We start from the raw sequence: 15,972 nt of genomic DNA on the forward strand, positions 1-15,972 counted from the left end.
CATGCGCTTGCGTTCTCGTCTGCTGATGCAATCCTGTTTCGTCACGATGATGACAGGTGCCGGTATTACCCTGCCCATGGCTTTTGCCAATGCGCAGGCCCCTGTACCGCTGTTTTTGAAACAGGAAGCCGAACAGGACGCAAATTCGCAACCAGACGCATCGCGGAACCTGCCTGAAAACGGCACCAGCCAAAGCCCCCTTTCAGGTGGAACATTTGGTAGCCCCCAACCCCAAGCATTTCCCGCCGATCCCAATGCGGTACAGGCCGTCGCCCTTCAGGCCGTTGATGCCGAAGCTGTCGGAACATTAGGCCGTGAACGCGGTGGCCTTGGCGTGGATATGTGGAACGGTACAAGCCGCATCACCGCAACACGCCTGATCACCGATCTTCCGGCGACGCCCGTAACACATACCGCGCGTGATCTTGCACGCCGCCTGCTTCTAAGCATCGCGGCCGTGCCTAGTGATCACAAAGATATCAGCCTGCTGGAAACCCGTGCTGCCAAACTGATCAACATGGGCGAACTTGACGCGGCCATTGAACTGGTTCGCGCCACACCACAAAGCACCCGTGGATCCATGCTGGCGCAGGTCGAAGTCAGCGCATTAATGATTGCGGCGAAACTTGACGAGGCCTGTGCTGCAATTAACGGATACAGCACAAGTTTTGATGAGTTATTTTGGTTAAAAGCCGCCGTGATATGTGCGTTGCATGCCAATGATCGACCCTCGGCCTCTTTTTCGACCGACTTGATCCGTGAAATGGAAGGTGAAAATGACCAAACATTCTTCGGTTTGGTTGCCGCCATTCGCAATGGCTCCGCCGCATCACCAGATATCCTGAACAATCTGCGTCCGCAAGACATCGCATTGCTTGAAATTGCCAAACAAAGCATCCCGACCAACCAACTTGAAACGGGCAATGCCGCCGCGATACTGGGCATGGTAAACGCATCGGCAACCGCAACTGATGTGCGCCTTGAAGCCGCTCGCAAGGCCGAAAAACTTGGCTTAATCGATGCCACACAACTTAGCACCATTTATGCCGCCGTATCATTCGATGACACGGCACTTACCAATGCACTTGACGGTGCGCCAGAAGGCGTACAGGCCCGCCAATATGCCAAGCTTTATCAGGCCGCCATCAAAAGTGACGTTCCCGCCGCACGCGCCGAAATTCTTGCCGCACTATATGAAGCAGCAACGATCAATAACGACTTTGCGCAGGCATCGCGCCTGACGGCGGACATTCTGGCTGATATTCCCGTGAATGGTGATTTTTCATGGTTTGCAATTAATGCCCTGAAATCTGCCATCGCCGCAGATAATCTTGAGCGTGCGTCAGGCTGGCTGAAAATTGCAAAAAACAGTGCAAATCCCGGTAACGATATCGAATCGCGTCTGATCCTGCTCTATCCGGTTCTGGCCCTTGCCGGACTGGAAGACACGGGCATACCAATTACCGAAGAAACCGGCGATCATGTCACAACAAATCTGCCCGCCGATGCACAGACAACACCAGTGCGATTTGGCCTTGGCGGTGCGATTACCCTGACACCACCATCAACAACCAGCGCACCGATGAATGCAGCACAGGCAAAGCACCGTGCCCGCATGACCGAATGGCAGGAAATGGATGCCGCACGCGGCGACCAATTGCAGGCCAAACGCGATGCCGAGTTAATTTTCAGCCTGTTTGATGGTTTCGGGATCGAAGTCCCGGTTGCCCTTTGGGATGCGCTTTTAACAGCACCTTATCTTGATGACCGTCAAACCGTCAGCACGGCAGTCAGCCATCATCTTGAAACCGCCGCCATGAACTTGCAGCGTGCAAAGGCCGTCGCCCTTGCATTACAGGCACAGCAAGTGGCCGGGGCACCGAACGGTGATCCCAAAGATCTTTCGGATGCAATTGGCGCACTAAACCATATTGGACTTACGCGTGAAGCACGTCGCCTGGCCGTCGAAATCCTGATGACGCGTGGCCAGTAACGGACCAATCCAGTGATAGATAAATAACGTGGCCGAACTGCTGAACAAAAATCTGATCGCCGCCTTTCTGGAAATGATGGCGGCCGAACGCGGGGCAAGCATCCATACACTCGATGCCTATCGCCGCGATCTTGAGGATTATGTCGCCAGCCTGACCTCGCAGAAATCCGATCTTATTGCCGCGCAGGATAGCCATCTTCGGAAATACATGGCGTCATTGGGGGATGCGAGTCTGGCACCGCGCACTCAGGCACGGCGCCTTTCCGCGGTTCGGCAGTTCCATAAATTCCTTTATGCTGATGGCTATCGCAATGATGATCCGTCGGCCCATATCGATAGCCCGCGTCAGGGCAGCACATTGCCCAAATTCCTGACAATCACGGAAATCGATCACCTGATTACGACTGCCGCCAGCCATGACGGCATCAAAGGCAAGCGACTGTTGGCCATGGTCGAACTGATATATGCGACCGGCATGCGCGTTTCCGAACTGGTCGAATTGCCCTTTAGCGCCGCTGCACGCGATCCACAGATGCTGATTGTTCGGGGCAAAGGCAGCAAGGAACGGCTTGTACCGCTATCGGACCCGGCGCGGGATGCCTTGCGCGATTATCTTGAAATACGTGATGCCTTTATCCCGATAACAAGTTCCAAACAGCCCGGAACGTCGCCCTATCTATTCCCGTCACGCGGCAAGTCAGGGCACCTTACCCGACAGATGTTTCTGAATATGGTCAAGGACCTTGCCAGCGAGGCCGGAATAGCCCCGTCGCGGGTGTCCCCACATGTACTGCGCCATTCCTTTGCCAGCCATTTACTCGCCAATGGGGCGGATTTACGCAGTCTGCAACAGATGCTGGGGCATTCGGATATTTCGACAACCCAGATTTATACCCATGTCCTCGAATCGCGATTACGAGGCCTCGTACAAGAACATCATCCTCTGGCAAAATTGTAGCGGGGCTGAATACCCGCCATTACATTTCAGAAATTTGTCTAGCTGCCTGTATAGGATCACTCGACCTATTACGGCAAAAAATGTCGGTTTTCTGCGGATGTCACATATTCGTAACCGTACTGTCATCAAGATGTTGCCTATCCTGCGGTAGGAGCGATACATCACTTGTTGATGTCTTTTGCCGCCCGGAGGGCCCAGCAAATTTTTGATGATCGGGGAACTGCCTTGGCATTTGATGTGGAGGACGAACTGACCGCGGACAGATCCGTCGGACCTGCCATACGTCTTCGAAACTGGAAGCAAATCGTCGAGAAAGTCGACTTTGCCTTTCAACCGATCGTCAACCCGCATACCGGGCATGTCTTCGGCTATGAAGCATTACTGCGCCGTTGGGAAGACAGCGGATTTGAATCAATCCAGTCGCTTTTTGACACGGCATGGGAAACTGGCAATCTGCACGGCGTTGACATGATGCTGCGCGAAAAGGCGATCAACAAATTTTCACGCCTGCCCGATGCCCGCCGTCTGAAGCTGTTTTACAATTTCGACAGCCGCGTTGTCCGTACCCGCGATTATCAGCCGGGTCGCACGGCCGAGCTTCTTCGCAAGGCCGGACTTGAACGCGACACAATCTTCCTTGAAATTTCCGAACGCCACGATATCAGCAATGCGCAATATCTTCAGGATATCCTGCTGCGATATCGCAGTCAGGGTTTCAAGGTTGCGATTGACGATTATGGCAGCGGCTTTGCCCAATTACGCACGCTTTATGAATGCGAACCGGACATCATCAAGATCGACCGGTTCTTTATCGATGGCGTCGATCGTGACCGGCGCAAGGAACTGTTCGTGTCGCAAATCACGGCTTTTGCCCATATGATCGCGGCACAGGTCGTCGCCGAAGGGGTCGAAACACGCGAAGAGTTTCTATGCTGTCGGCGGATTGGTTGCGATCTGGTGCAGGGGTTCTTTATTGCCCGTCCATCAGTTGATTTGCCGGAACGCACCGATATTGTGCCCGCCATTTCCGGGGTATCACTGGAAAATCGCCGCGGCATAGAGCGTGACGGCGATGTTTTGCGATCCTATCTGCTCGATACACCACCGATTGAAAACAACATCAATCCGGTTGAAATCCTGTCTTATTTTCAAAAAAATACAGATATCGCCATTGCCCCGGTCATCAACCGGCAGGGCGAACCACTTGGCGTGATCAGGGATTCAGATTTCAAGGCATTCATCTATACGCCGTTTGGGCGCGAACTTTTGCAAAACCCGGCCAACCGTACAAATATCAGCCGGTTTTTGCGCCGTTGCCCGATTGCAGATATCAATACCAGCCTGTCAGAATTGCTTGAAACCTTTGTCGCAGCAGACTCGCTTGATGGTGTCATCCTGACCGAAAACGGACTTTATCTTGGCGTTTTGGATCAAAGTGCGCTTCTGCGGGCGGTTAATGAACGCAACACATTGAATGCACGCGATGAAAATCCATTAACCCGCCTTCCGGGGAACAGTGCGATTTACCGTTACGCTGCGGATGCATTGGCGCGTCCACGGCAACGCCGATTTGCTGTCTATTTCGATTTCGACAATTTTAAACCATTCAATGATTTATACGGATTTCGTCAGGGTGACCGAGCGATCCTGTTGTTTAAGGATATTCTCGGCAAGGCGCTTAGCCAAAATGATTGGTTTGTCGGTCATATTGGCGGCGACGATTTCTTTGGATACGTCCAATCTGTTGACTTTGAGGACGCGGTCTGTGCGGTTCAACGCGCCCAGTCCATGTTCGATGAACAGATCAAAAGCTTCTATGACGCGGAAACGCGCGACCGTGGCTATCTGATCGGCAAAACCCGGAATGGCGACAGCTGCGATTTTCCGCTTATGACGGTCAGTGCTGCACTGGTGCGCATTCCACCCGCGCGGACCGATATCACGCTGGATCACATTTCAATCGAAGCCGCAAAGCTCAAAACCATTGCGAAAAATAATCCAGAACGCTTTGCCAGCGGGTATTACGACGCCCCGGAAATCTGATGCCATCATAATATCCCACAATGCCCCCCCCGCTGATCTTGACATCAGAAAAAGGACATCGACGGCATCGGCCTGCCGACAGGATGCAAATAATACTTTCCTTTAAGATCGCCGACGCTAATATCGCACAATTGCAGAATGAATTTCTGCACCCAAAACATCAACAGTATCGAGCCGCCCTGCCGCCATGGTCAGTGTTACCAGTACTTCGGAACTTCTACCGCCGATTCCGGTTCGCCCTGCGAGCCCGGTATCATCGCGCGCCAATCAGGCCGCGCAGGAACAAAAACAATCGGTTGAACAGGTCGCCAATTCGACCCGGATTTCCGACGAAGAAGTTGCGCGTGTTCAACAGGTGGCCGAAACCGGGCGCAATGAACGCCAGCTCGAAAATCGTCAGAGTTCATTGACTCTTGAAAACAGTCACGCCGATGATGCCGCCAACAGCTATGGTGCCAACGGTCAATCAACCGGTACGATCGCCAATTCTGCAAATGGCCGTGGCAGTCTTGTGGATTTCTATATTTAGACGCTTGGTATTAACCAAACCCCACGGCATTTCGCCAGCCGTCCCAATCCCAAATCAATTCTGCCAGTCGGTCATATCCGGCCCTATCCGGATGATATCCGTCGCCACGGCGAAGCGCACGTTGCCAGTCCTGATCGGTAAGTGTCGTTGCATGCACATCAAGATAGGGCACGCCAAATCCACGGGCTGTTTCCCCATAAATCTGGTTCAATCCTTCAAGACGTTCATTGATGTCCTTACTGGATTTTCCGCCATCAATCACCGCTTGCGGTCCGATCCACAATGTTGGTGCCAGTTTTGAGGCCTCGCCAATAATTTCGGCGGCATTGGTGGCTGATTTTCCCGGCGATACACGCATCGTCGTTTCCTCGCCGCGGTCTTCGGCGTGATTGGCGTCATTCACCCCAAAGCTAAACATCAGGATCGTTGGAAATTCCGGCACCATGCGAAGTTCTGCTTCGAATTTCCAACGGGCCTTTAAGCCCTCGCTGGTTTCGGCACGAATGCCAAGATTATAGATCGTGGCTTCACGCTTGGCCTCATTGATCAACCGACGGCCCAGACGCATTGGCCAACCGCCCTTTTCCGCATCACGCACGCCATTGACCAGACTGTCACCAAAACAACAAATACGGTGACCTGTAACGCCTTCGGTCATAATTACTCCTGCAATTTTACGGCATTCTCAGCCGCCAGATAGGTCATCAGATCTTCGCGCCCGGGGGTAAAGGCATTGGCAAGCCAGTATTCCTCGGCCTGCTTTAACATTTGTCCCATTTGCGGTCCGGCGGGAGCCAAACCGGCTGATAAAAGATCGCGCCCCTGGATTGGCAATGTCACTGGCACCCAATCGGTTGCAGCCTGCAACAAATTTTGCCAACGGCTGTTTTCCGAACTACTGAGGCGCGGTGGAATAGCGGCACGCGCTGCCCACGCCAACAGAACTGCATCCCGAAACGCATCCGCCCCCATACGATACAAATCACGCCGGATCATATCATCGGATATATCCGGACTGATCAAATGGGCATTGGCGATCATTGCCGCAAACCGGTCCGTTTCATCGCCCGACAGTCGCAATGACCGGCCAAATTCGGTGGCGGCAAGCATTTCATCTTCGAAATTATCCGAAGGCCGATAAAGAGCCGCCAACCGGCGCAATGGATCAGGCTTGATTGCCGGATCGGCAAGGGCAGTGCTATCGAGCCATTCCATAATCCGCAAGCGGGCGGTATCGACAATGTCAGGCAGAATGACAGGCAATACATTAAAGCCAATCATATCCGTCATGGTTGCCGCCGGACTGCGTGATCGCAACAATTTTAAAAGTTCATCACGAATACGTTCGGGTGAAATATCACGAAGCCCGGACGCCGCCTTGCGACAGGCCTCTGCCCCGACCGGGTCAAGCGGTGGTCGCCCAAACCATGCGTGAAACCTGAAAAATCGCAAAATGCGAAGGTAATCCTCGGCAATCCGATCTTCGGCGACACCGATAAAGCGCACCCGGCCTTCCCGCAAGTCGATTTCGCCATCGAACGGATCGTAAATCGTACCGTCGAGATCGCAATACAGCGCATTAAAGGTAAAATCGCGCCGCTTGGCATCCCCCAACCAACTATCGGTAAAGGCAACCTCAGCATGGCGGCCATCGGTAACCACATCAACCCGAAGCGTGGTAATTTCATAAGCATGCGCTTGGGTAATTGCGGTTACCGTTCCATGCTTGATCCCGGTTGGGATGACTTTCAGCCCCACTTTTTCAAGTGCAGCAACCGTTTCTTCCGGTTTCAGGTCACAGGCAATATCAATATCGGACAGCTCGCGCTTTAACAAAGCATCACGCACAATACCGCCAACAAACCGTGCGGTACCACCATGGGCGGCAATCGCGTCAAACACACGTACCGTATCGGGATGGGTCATCACCCCATGTGGCTGCAAATGGCCGGTTGCTATCAGTGCTGTCATGCAGAATCTTTGTCGGCTTTTAATCTTGATATCGGTTGATGGCGTATCGGGTTATTTCTTTGGTTCAAAATATCCGGGTTGAACAACACCGTCCTTCAATGCGGGGGCATGATAGATGGTATCAGGCGATGCGCCAGTACCAAGTGCGGTTGCGATCAAGATCGCACCGGCAAAGGCAACCCCAATCCCCAACAGCAAAAGCCACGGCCCCTTGTCCCACGGCGGGATCACGTCATGACCTTCGCGGATTGCCTTGGCCCGTGCCCATTTCAGCCAAAGCCCATAAACAATAAACGGCAAAATGACGGGAAGGGCGATTTGGATAATCTGTCGCAGCATTACCGATGGTCTCCGATCATGACTGATTTACACCAGCCTTAAGAACTTCACTGAAATTTACCAGCATCCCGGCGGTAGCCCCCCAAATGTAATATTCGCGGTAAGGAATGGCAAAATAGCGACGTCTGGCACCGTCAAAGGTGACGGTCTGCAGTTTCTGGTTTCGTGGTTCAAGGATGAATTGCAAGGGCACTTCAAATACTTCTGCTACCTCCTGCGCATCCGGCACAATATCGAATGGCGGGGTCACAAACCCGACGACCGGCGTTACCTGATAGCCGGTTACCGTATAATAATCATCCAGACGGCCGACCAACTCGACATGGCGGCGCACCAGACCAATTTCTTCCTCGGTCTCGCGAAGGGCGGTTTCTTCGAGTGTAAGATCATAGTCTTCCTGACGGCCGCCGGGAAAACTGATTTGCCCTGCATGATCACTCAGATGGTCGGTGCGACGCGTGAAAATAACGTGCAAACCTTCCTCGCGCCGGACCAATGGCACCAAAACTGCCGCCGGGCGGGCAATAAGTTCGCCTTCGGCAAAGGCGCGCGCACGTGACTTTGATCCCGGATAATCTACCGCATGATCGCCCCGCCGCTGCACGATATCGCCGCGCGGCGCATTCAGTGCCGCAATAATTTGGGCCGGTGTCATTGGTCGGCCTCCAGCGTTCCGATCTCGAAGAATTCATTGTGACTATAAACGCCTATCCGGACCTTGTCGCTTTCCGGTTCGGCAATTTCGGTCGCCATATCGACCAATTGATAAAACACCGCCCGGTTCAGGCGCGCTTCCAATCCCCGGTCAAGCTGCACATAAGGTGACGGCTCATCGGTCTGCGGGTCATGCTCCACACGCAAACCGTGTTCTTTATCAAGTTCAACCCATTGATCGATGTTGGTTCGAAAACGGATGATGGCCTCATCACCCTCGCCGGTTTTTTCAAGTTCAACCGCGATAAAAGCAACATCTTCGACCTCAATACGCGCCATTTCAGCCGGGGTTACAAGCCAATGCCCGCCTTCCTCGTCACGCTGCAAGACAGATGCAAAAAGCTTAACTAATTCAACTCTTCCGATTGGGCCACCTTGATAGAACCAGGTTCCATCCCGACCTATAGACATAGGTATGTCGCCACAAATCTGCGGATGACGGCCTGCGGTCGTTTTACCGGTACGCAGTCGGCTCCAAAGCTTCTCGGCAAGATCGACGGTTTTTTCGTTTTTACTCATGATATACACTTGGGTTTGAAACCAAAAGATTGCGCGACTTCATATCGCTGATACCATCCTTATTGGGCTATCGGAATCCAGGACCAGTACAACAAAAGAAGCAAAGTTTTCCCGCCATGACAAACGCGCCACGTTTCCCCGAAGAAATGGGTCTTTCACAAGACAGCAGCCTTGAACGCGATGCGGCACGACTGGATATCTGCGTTGGTCGACTGGACGAAGCCCGCAAGATGATCTCATCTATCATATTTGGGCAGAATGAGGCCGTAGAGCAAACACTTATCGGTATTTTATCCGGCGGTCACGTTCTGATGGTTGGTGCGCCCGGACTTGGAAAATCATTGCTGGCCCATACACTGGGCAAAGTGCTTGGCCTGCTTGACAAACGGGTTCAGTTCACACCCGACCTGATGCCCGCCGATATTTTGGGTTCCGAAGTTCTGGAAGAAGGTTCTGACGGTAAAAGAGCGTTTCGTTTCATCAAGGGACCGGTCTTTTGCCAATTGCTTTTGGCTGATGAAATCAACCGTGCCAGCCCGCGAACACAATCCGCCCTATTGCAAGCCATGCAGGAACGCGAAGTATCGGTTGCAGGTTACAGCCACAAACTTCCGGAACCATTTCATGTTCTGGCAACCCAGAACCCGCTGGAACAGGAAGGCACCTATCCCCTGCCCGAAGCACAGCTTGACCGGTTTCTGCTTGAAGTCCGGTTGGGGTACCCCGATCAGGATGAAGAACGCCGCATCGTGACCGAAACAACCAGCCGATATCCCACGCGCCCGCGTCAGGTACTACAGGCCGACGATCTGGCCGAGGCGCAGGATTTTGTCCGCCGCCTGCCAATGCCCGACCGAATTCTTGATACCATCATCGCACTTTGCCGCGAATGCCGCCCGGAAAGCACACATATGGACGATATCCGCGATAATGTCGCCTGGGGACCGGGAACACGCGCCGCACAGGCCTTATCGCTTGCTTGCCGGGCGCGGTCGATGCTGTTTGGCCGATTTGCCCCATCAATCGAAGACATCGAAGCTCTTGCCGTGCCTGTTTTGCGCCATCGTTTCGGTCTGACTTATGGCGCCCGCGCCGAAGGCTTTACCGCCAAGGGGCTGATTACCAACGCGCTGGATTACCTGCAGGAGAACTAGAAATTGGCATTGGCCGCTGTCCACGATCATGTTGCTGCCGCACGGGCGCTCGCGGCGAAATTGCCACAACTGATCGACGAAAGCCGCCGCATGGCCATGAGCCTGCGCAGCGGCCTTCACGGCAACCGCAAAGTCGGCCCCGGCAGCGACTTTTGGCAGTTCCGGCCCTATGTCACCGGCGATCCCGCCAATCAGATAGACTGGCGACGTTCGGCACGCGGCGATCACACCTTTATCCGCCAGACAGAATGGCAAGCCAGCCATAATTACTGGATTTGGCCAGTTTTTTCCCCGTCCATGTATTGGTCTTCAAAACGCGGCATCCCCACCAAGGCGACCTGCACCCTGATCATTGCGATTGCGCTGGCTGATCTGCTGCTGCACAACGGTGAAACGGTTGGCACATTCGATGCGGAACGCACCCGCATCACATCGGCCGAACATCTTGAAAAACTGGCCCACGCAATGCTGGCAAGCCCGGCGACCATTGCCGATCAGGTCGGCACGATGCATGCCGGCAGGAAACATTCGGTTCTGGTGCTGAGTGATTTCCTCGAATTCGCCGATAGTTCGCAATCACAATCACCGTCCCGCGCGATCAAAACCCTTGGCCAATATCAAAATGACGGTGCATTGGTGCATGTTCTTGATCCGGCCGAAATTGCCCCGCCTTTTAGCGGACGGATCAATTTCCTTGATACCGATGATCAAATGATTTTCCGAAGCGAACGGTTCGAAGACCTTGAAGAAGGCTTTAAACAACGTGCCCAAGTCTGGCGGGCGTCCGTTCGCGATGCCGCACGTGAAAACGACTGGCTTTATGATCGCTACATCACATCGGAAAGTGCCAGCCCGACTTTGCTTGCACTTTATCAACATCTAAGCGAACGCCAAAGCCAAGCCGGATCAAACGGGCGCGGGCGACCGATAACTAACCGTCGCAGCAAGACGGGGGCGTGATGAACCTTGCTGCGATCACGTTTCTGTATCCCGCGATGCTGGCTGCTGTTCTGGTTTTGCCGATTGTCTGGCTGATCATCAGATCCGCCCCGCATTCGCCAAAACAAATCGTTTTTCCCGCCGCACGTCTTTTGCGCGGCCTGCGCACCAATCGGCGCGACATGCAGCGTGCCCCACTTTGGCAAACCATCCTGCGATGCCTGATCCTGATCATGCTGATCCTGGCTGCTGCCCGCCCGGTTTTAAACCGCAACGAGTTTTCGCAAAATGACGGCGCGGTCCTGATCATTGCCGAAAATAGTTGGTCATCAGCAGCAAACTGGCCGGACTATCGCGCCGGCTTGCACGAAATCATCAATCAGGCACGCCTTGACCTGCGCAGTATCTATCTGGCCCAAACAGCCCCTGAACCAGCAGGGGCAACCATCACGCGCCTGCCCGATATCATCGGTCCGGTCTCTGCGCATCAGGCAGATCGTTTTATTGACCGCCTGCATCCACGTCCGTGGGCCCCGGATTACCCGCAATTGTCCAATCTGATTGCCGATCAGCAACATATGGCCAATTCAATTGGCAGCATTCTGTGGCTGACAGACGATCTGGATTACCCCGGCAAAGCTGAACTGGCAAACGATCTTGACGCCCTTGCACCCATCACCATTTTGTCGCCCAAGCGCAATAGCCGCATCGCGATCCAGTCGCTGGTCCGCAATCGCACCGGCCTTGGCATCACACTGACTCATGATCGCGGCAAGCTAGCGCGCGATATCATTCTTCTGGCGCGCAACGACCAGGGCAGTGTTCTTTTGCGTCATAACGTTACACTGGCCGCAACAAGCGATCACACCGACACTGAAATCCTGCTGCCAGGCGACATTACCAATTCGATCCAATCTGTCGGGGTCGAGGGAATGGAAACCGCCGCCACCGTTTTTCAGACCGGTGCCCGCTGGCAACAACGCAAGGTGGGGGTAATTGTCAGTTCAGGGGATAGCCCGGTTTTACTTTCGGATCGCTATTTCTTTCTGGACCGGGCCATTTCACCCTATGCCGATATAACCTATGCGCCGCTTGGAAGGTTGCTGGAAGACAAGATGGATATCCTTGTCGCCGCGGGCCCGATTTCCGGACTTGGCAGCCAATACGCTGCCCTTGAACGTTGGGTACAGGATGGCGGTATGCTGGTACGTTTCGCTGGTGATGCCACAACTGAAATCGAACGTGACTTTCTGCCGGTCACATTGCGGTTGGGAAACCGGGATTTCGGTGGGTCGATGTCATGGGAAAAACCAAAACATCTTTTGAACTTTCCGGATTCCAGTCCATTCTATGGCATCCAGATCCCCGAAGAAATTACCATTAATCGCCAACTTCTGGCCGAACCCGATCCGGATATTGTCGCCAAAACATGGGCCCGCCTGACCGATGGCACCCCCCTGATCACAAGTGCGCCGCGCAATACCGGGCGGGTTGTTCTGTTCCATGTCACGCCTTGGGCGGATTGGTCGAACCTGCCAATGTCAGGGTTGTTTGTGGAAATCTGGCAACGCCTTCTGCCTCTTGCCAGCCCAAGTGACCGGCCCGAGGCCGAATTGCAAACAAGCCTGCCGCCACAATCGGTTCTCGATGGCTTTGGACGCGCGCATCAACCCGATGCCACCATCTTGCCGCTTCGTGCTCCGCTGCCTGTGCCCAATCCACGCCACCCACCGGGCATTTACGGCGAAAACGGTCAGGCCGTCGCCCTTAACCTTGGGCCTTTTCTGGACAACCTCGACAGTCATATCCGCTGGCCAGGCACCACAGCCCTGCGCAAGATTACCGACTATGACCAGATTGATCTGGCCGCGCTTTGCCTGTTAGCTGCCCTGATGTTGCTTGTTCTTGATGGCGCGGCGCTGATCTTTGTCCATCATGTCAGCATTCGCCGATCCCGGCGTCACAACGCCCTGACGACGATCCTGATGGCGGTCATGGTGGGTGGAACATCGGCAATTATGATACTTGCGGCCATGACAGGAACGGCAAGCGCGGTTGAAATACAGGCTGCAGCCCTGCAACCGCGTCTGGCCTATCTTAAAACTGATGTCGCCGCGATTGACCGGCTAAGCAAATCAGGACTGGCCGGTTTAACTGAAATTCTACGGCGGCGCAGTGCCGCCGATCTGGCCCCGGCTGATGCGATTGATCCGGAATCTGATGATCTCAGTTTCTATCCTTTGATCTATTGGCCGCTGGTTGACGGACAACAACCGTTTTCAGCCTACGCGCAGGCACAGATCAACAGATACCTTGATAGTGGCGGTATGATCCTGATCGACAGCCGCGATCAGGAAGCAGAACCTGCCCGCTTGCGCCGATTGCTGGCCGGGCTTGAAATTCCGATCCTTGACCGCGCGCCGGGTGACCACATCCTGTTTCGCAGTTTCTATCTTCTGGATCATCCATATGGCCGTTTTGCATCACCGCTTTGGCTTGATGCCCGACCGGATCAACGTCTGGATGGTGTTGCATCGGTTCTGTTTGGCGGAAATGACTGGGCATCGGCATGGATGCTTGATGAAGGTCGTAATTCTGAAAACCGCACCGACGATATTTCCCCCCGGCAACGCGAAATGGCCTGGCGGTTTGGTGTCAACCTTGTGATGTATGCCCTGACGGGCAGTTATAAGGGCGATCAGGTACATCTGCCCGCCATTCTTGAAAGGCTGGCCCGATGAACAAAAGCTGGCAGGATTTTCAGATTGCGCCGCTTATTGATATGGGCTGGCTTAATATCCTCATCCTAATATGTATTGTCGCCATTCTGTTATTTGCGGCTTTTCGCCTGCGCGGAACAATCTGGCGGGCTATTGCCATGGCGATCATGGTACTGGCCCTGATTGCCCCGCAATTTACCGATCAGGATCGCGAAAAGCTTAGCGACATTATCCTTGTCCTTGTCGACCGGTCCGCCAGCCAGAATATCGGCAGTCGTGCAGAACAAACCGATGCGGCGATTTCGCAAATCCGCAATCACTTCACCGATGATCCCACTATTGAACTTCGCTTTGAAGATGTCCCGGGGGAAACCGACACCCGCATGTTCACCGCCCTTGATCGATTGCTGGGCGGTATTCCGCGTGAACGACTGGGCGGGGTCGTCATGATCACGGACGGGCAAATTCACGACATCCCGTCCAGCCTTGATCTTGGTGCGCCACTGCATGCCCTTATCACCGGGCGTGATGATGAACGAGATCGCCGATTACAAATCCACCAAACCGCCGATTACGGCATTGTTGGCAAAAATGCCGACTTCATGGTCGAAGCAATTGATCACAGTCTGGCCCAAGGCAGTCCGGTTTCAGTCCGAATGCTTCATGAAGACGGTACCGAACGCAACCTGATCCTTCCGGCCAATGAACCACACCGCGTTACCATTCCAGTCCCACATGCCGGCCCGGTTATTGCCGAATTGCGCATGGATGAAACCGCAAACGAAACGGATCAGACCAACAATCGCCTGATCCTTGAAACCACCGGAGTCCGCGACCGGTTGCGCGTGTTGTTGCTGTCTGGTGAACCCCATCCCGGTGAACGGGCCTGGCGAAACCTGTTACGCGCTGATCCCGGTGTTGATCTGGTGCATTTCACCATTCTGCGCCCGCCGGAAAAAGGCGATGACACACCAATCAATGAACTGGCCCTGATCCCGTTTCCGATCCGCGATCTGTTTGAAGTTCGCCTGCGCCAATTCGACCTGATCATCTTTGACCGCTATCAGATGCGCGGCGTTTTACCGTCGCATTATTTGGAAAAGGTTGTCGATTATGTCAAATGGGGTGGCGCTGCGCTGGTCGTCGCCGGGCCGGAATATCTGGGCCCGGATGGCTTATCAAATACAGTTCTGGGGGATCTGATGCCGGCAACCGCAACAGGGCGCATGATCGAACAACCCTTTGTCCCACAGGTAAATGCTGCCGGACGTATTCATCCCGTTACCGCCCCGATTGCCGGTTCAATCAATACCCCCCCCAAATGGGGCCGCTGGTATCGTCAGGTTGAAACCCATGAAGCTGGCAATGACGTCATGACCCTTCTTGTTGGCGCCGATGATTTACCCCTTCTAACCCTGCGCCGGATAGAGGAAGGCCGTGCCGCAATGCTCAGTTCCGATCAGATGTGGCTTTGGCAGCGTGGGCATAATGGCGGCGGGCCGATTGCGGAATTATTGCGCCGTCTGTCACACTGGCTGATGAAGGAACCTGCCCTTGATGAAAACACCATCACCACCGAACGCAGCGCGGATGGCAACAGCCTTATTCTGACATGGCGCAAGATCGGTGCCGAACCAACAATCGCAACCGGGGCTAATCCGGAAACCGGTGTTGTGGTCAGGGCGACATTCGAACGGCAGTCGGATCAGACATGGCAGGCAACCTTGCCGATTTCTGAACGTGGCCTGATCCGTGTTCAGGCACTAGACGGTAAAGACAGTGCCCAGACCGCCCTTCATGTTGATCGCGATGTTCTGACCAGTGAACGACGAAACACCAATTCAACACCCGATCTGTTAACTGACATCGTACATGCGAACGACGGATATATTGGCCGCATTGAAATGGGCCTGCCCGAGTTTCGCCGTATGCGCGATGATCGTAACTGGCATGGAAGCAATTGGGCCGGTTTAATGGAAACCGAAAGCTACCGCACGGTAATCGGTGGGATCACAAATTTGCTGCCCTTGCCAATCATTGCCATTTTGGTTGGATTGATATGCTTGTTCGGATGGCGGATCGAAAGCAAATAG

General features: G+C 54.0%; 13 protein-coding genes. 8 read left to right on the top strand and 5 right to left on the bottom strand.

Features of this window, described 5'->3' with window-relative positions:
- The first annotated feature begins 1 nt into the window (after position 1).
- From TALK_RS13655 to TALK_RS13670, 4 genes are all read left to right on the top strand, one after another.
- On the top strand, positions 2–1,993 hold the full coding sequence (locus TALK_RS13655) for an antifreeze glycopeptide (protein WP_245829903.1): 1,992 nt from the start codon (positions 2–4) through the stop codon (positions 1,991–1,993).
- A 28-nt stretch (positions 1,994–2,021) separates the two neighbouring features.
- Positions 2,022–2,951 carry a site-specific tyrosine recombinase XerD gene (gene xerD, locus TALK_RS13660; RefSeq protein WP_085619697.1) on the top strand — a complete coding sequence of 310 codons (930 nt, stop codon included), beginning with the start codon at positions 2,022–2,024 and terminating at the stop codon, positions 2,949–2,951.
- Positions 2,952–3,176: 225 nt separating this feature from the next.
- On the top strand, positions 3,177–4,994 hold the full coding sequence (locus TALK_RS13665) for a GGDEF domain-containing protein (protein WP_085619870.1): 1,818 nt from the start codon (positions 3,177–3,179) through the stop codon (positions 4,992–4,994).
- A gap of 187 nt (positions 4,995–5,181) precedes the next feature.
- A complete protein-coding gene (locus tag TALK_RS13670; protein WP_085619698.1) occupies positions 5,182–5,523 on the top strand; it encodes a hypothetical protein in 342 nt (113 codons plus the stop codon).
- Between the two features lie 10 nt (positions 5,524–5,533).
- Here TALK_RS13670 and TALK_RS13675 read toward each other — a convergent pair whose 3' ends face one another.
- Genes TALK_RS13675 through TALK_RS13695 form a run of 5 tightly spaced genes read right to left on the bottom strand, consistent with a single transcriptional unit; the run spans position 5,534 to position 9,066 of the window.
- Entirely contained in the window at positions 5,534–6,181 is a 648-nt protein-coding gene (locus tag TALK_RS13675; RefSeq protein ID WP_085619699.1) for a DUF459 domain-containing protein, read from the bottom strand.
- Positions 6,182–6,183: 2 nt separating this feature from the next.
- On the bottom strand, positions 6,184–7,494 hold the full coding sequence (locus TALK_RS13680; RefSeq protein ID WP_085619700.1) for a CCA tRNA nucleotidyltransferase: 1,311 nt from the start codon (positions 7,492–7,494) through the stop codon (positions 6,184–6,186).
- Positions 7,495–7,545: 51 nt separating this feature from the next.
- A complete protein-coding gene (locus TALK_RS13685) occupies positions 7,546–7,833 on the bottom strand; it encodes a hypothetical protein (RefSeq protein WP_085619701.1) in 288 nt (95 codons plus the stop codon).
- Between the two features lie 16 nt (positions 7,834–7,849).
- Positions 7,850–8,488 (bottom strand): CoA pyrophosphatase, encoded by a 639-nt coding sequence (locus tag TALK_RS13690; RefSeq protein WP_085619702.1) that lies wholly within the window; start codon positions 8,486–8,488, stop codon positions 7,850–7,852.
- A complete protein-coding gene (locus TALK_RS13695) occupies positions 8,485–9,066 on the bottom strand; it encodes a DUF1285 domain-containing protein (RefSeq protein ID WP_085619703.1) in 582 nt (193 codons plus the stop codon). The genes TALK_RS13690 and TALK_RS13695 overlap by 4 nt, the downstream gene beginning before the upstream one ends.
- Positions 9,067–9,182: 116 nt before the next feature.
- Here TALK_RS13695 and TALK_RS13700 point away from each other — a divergent pair, with 116 nt between their 5' ends.
- The 4 genes from TALK_RS13700 to TALK_RS13715 are packed head-to-tail and all read left to right on the top strand — an operon-like array spanning position 9,183 to position 15,972.
- Positions 9,183–10,220: an AAA family ATPase gene (locus TALK_RS13700; RefSeq protein ID WP_085619704.1), complete on the top strand. Its 1,038-nt coding sequence runs from the start codon at positions 9,183–9,185 to the stop codon at positions 10,218–10,220.
- A gap of 3 nt (positions 10,221–10,223) precedes the next feature.
- Positions 10,224–11,180, top strand: coding sequence for a DUF58 domain-containing protein (locus TALK_RS13705; protein WP_085619705.1), 957 nt, complete (start codon positions 10,224–10,226; stop codon positions 11,178–11,180).
- Positions 11,180–13,900: a DUF4159 domain-containing protein gene (locus TALK_RS13710; RefSeq protein WP_085619706.1), complete on the top strand. Its 2,721-nt coding sequence runs from the start codon at positions 11,180–11,182 to the stop codon at positions 13,898–13,900. Before TALK_RS13705 ends, TALK_RS13710 begins: the two co-directional genes overlap by 1 nt.
- Positions 13,897–15,972 (top strand): hypothetical protein, encoded by a 2,076-nt coding sequence (locus TALK_RS13715; protein WP_085619707.1) that lies wholly within the window; start codon positions 13,897–13,899, stop codon positions 15,970–15,972. Before TALK_RS13710 ends, TALK_RS13715 begins: the two co-directional genes overlap by 4 nt.

It is taken from the genome of Thalassospira alkalitolerans, assembly GCF_002115745.1.
In the GTDB taxonomy this organism is placed as follows: domain Bacteria; phylum Pseudomonadota; class Alphaproteobacteria; order Rhodospirillales; family Thalassospiraceae; genus Thalassospira; species Thalassospira alkalitolerans.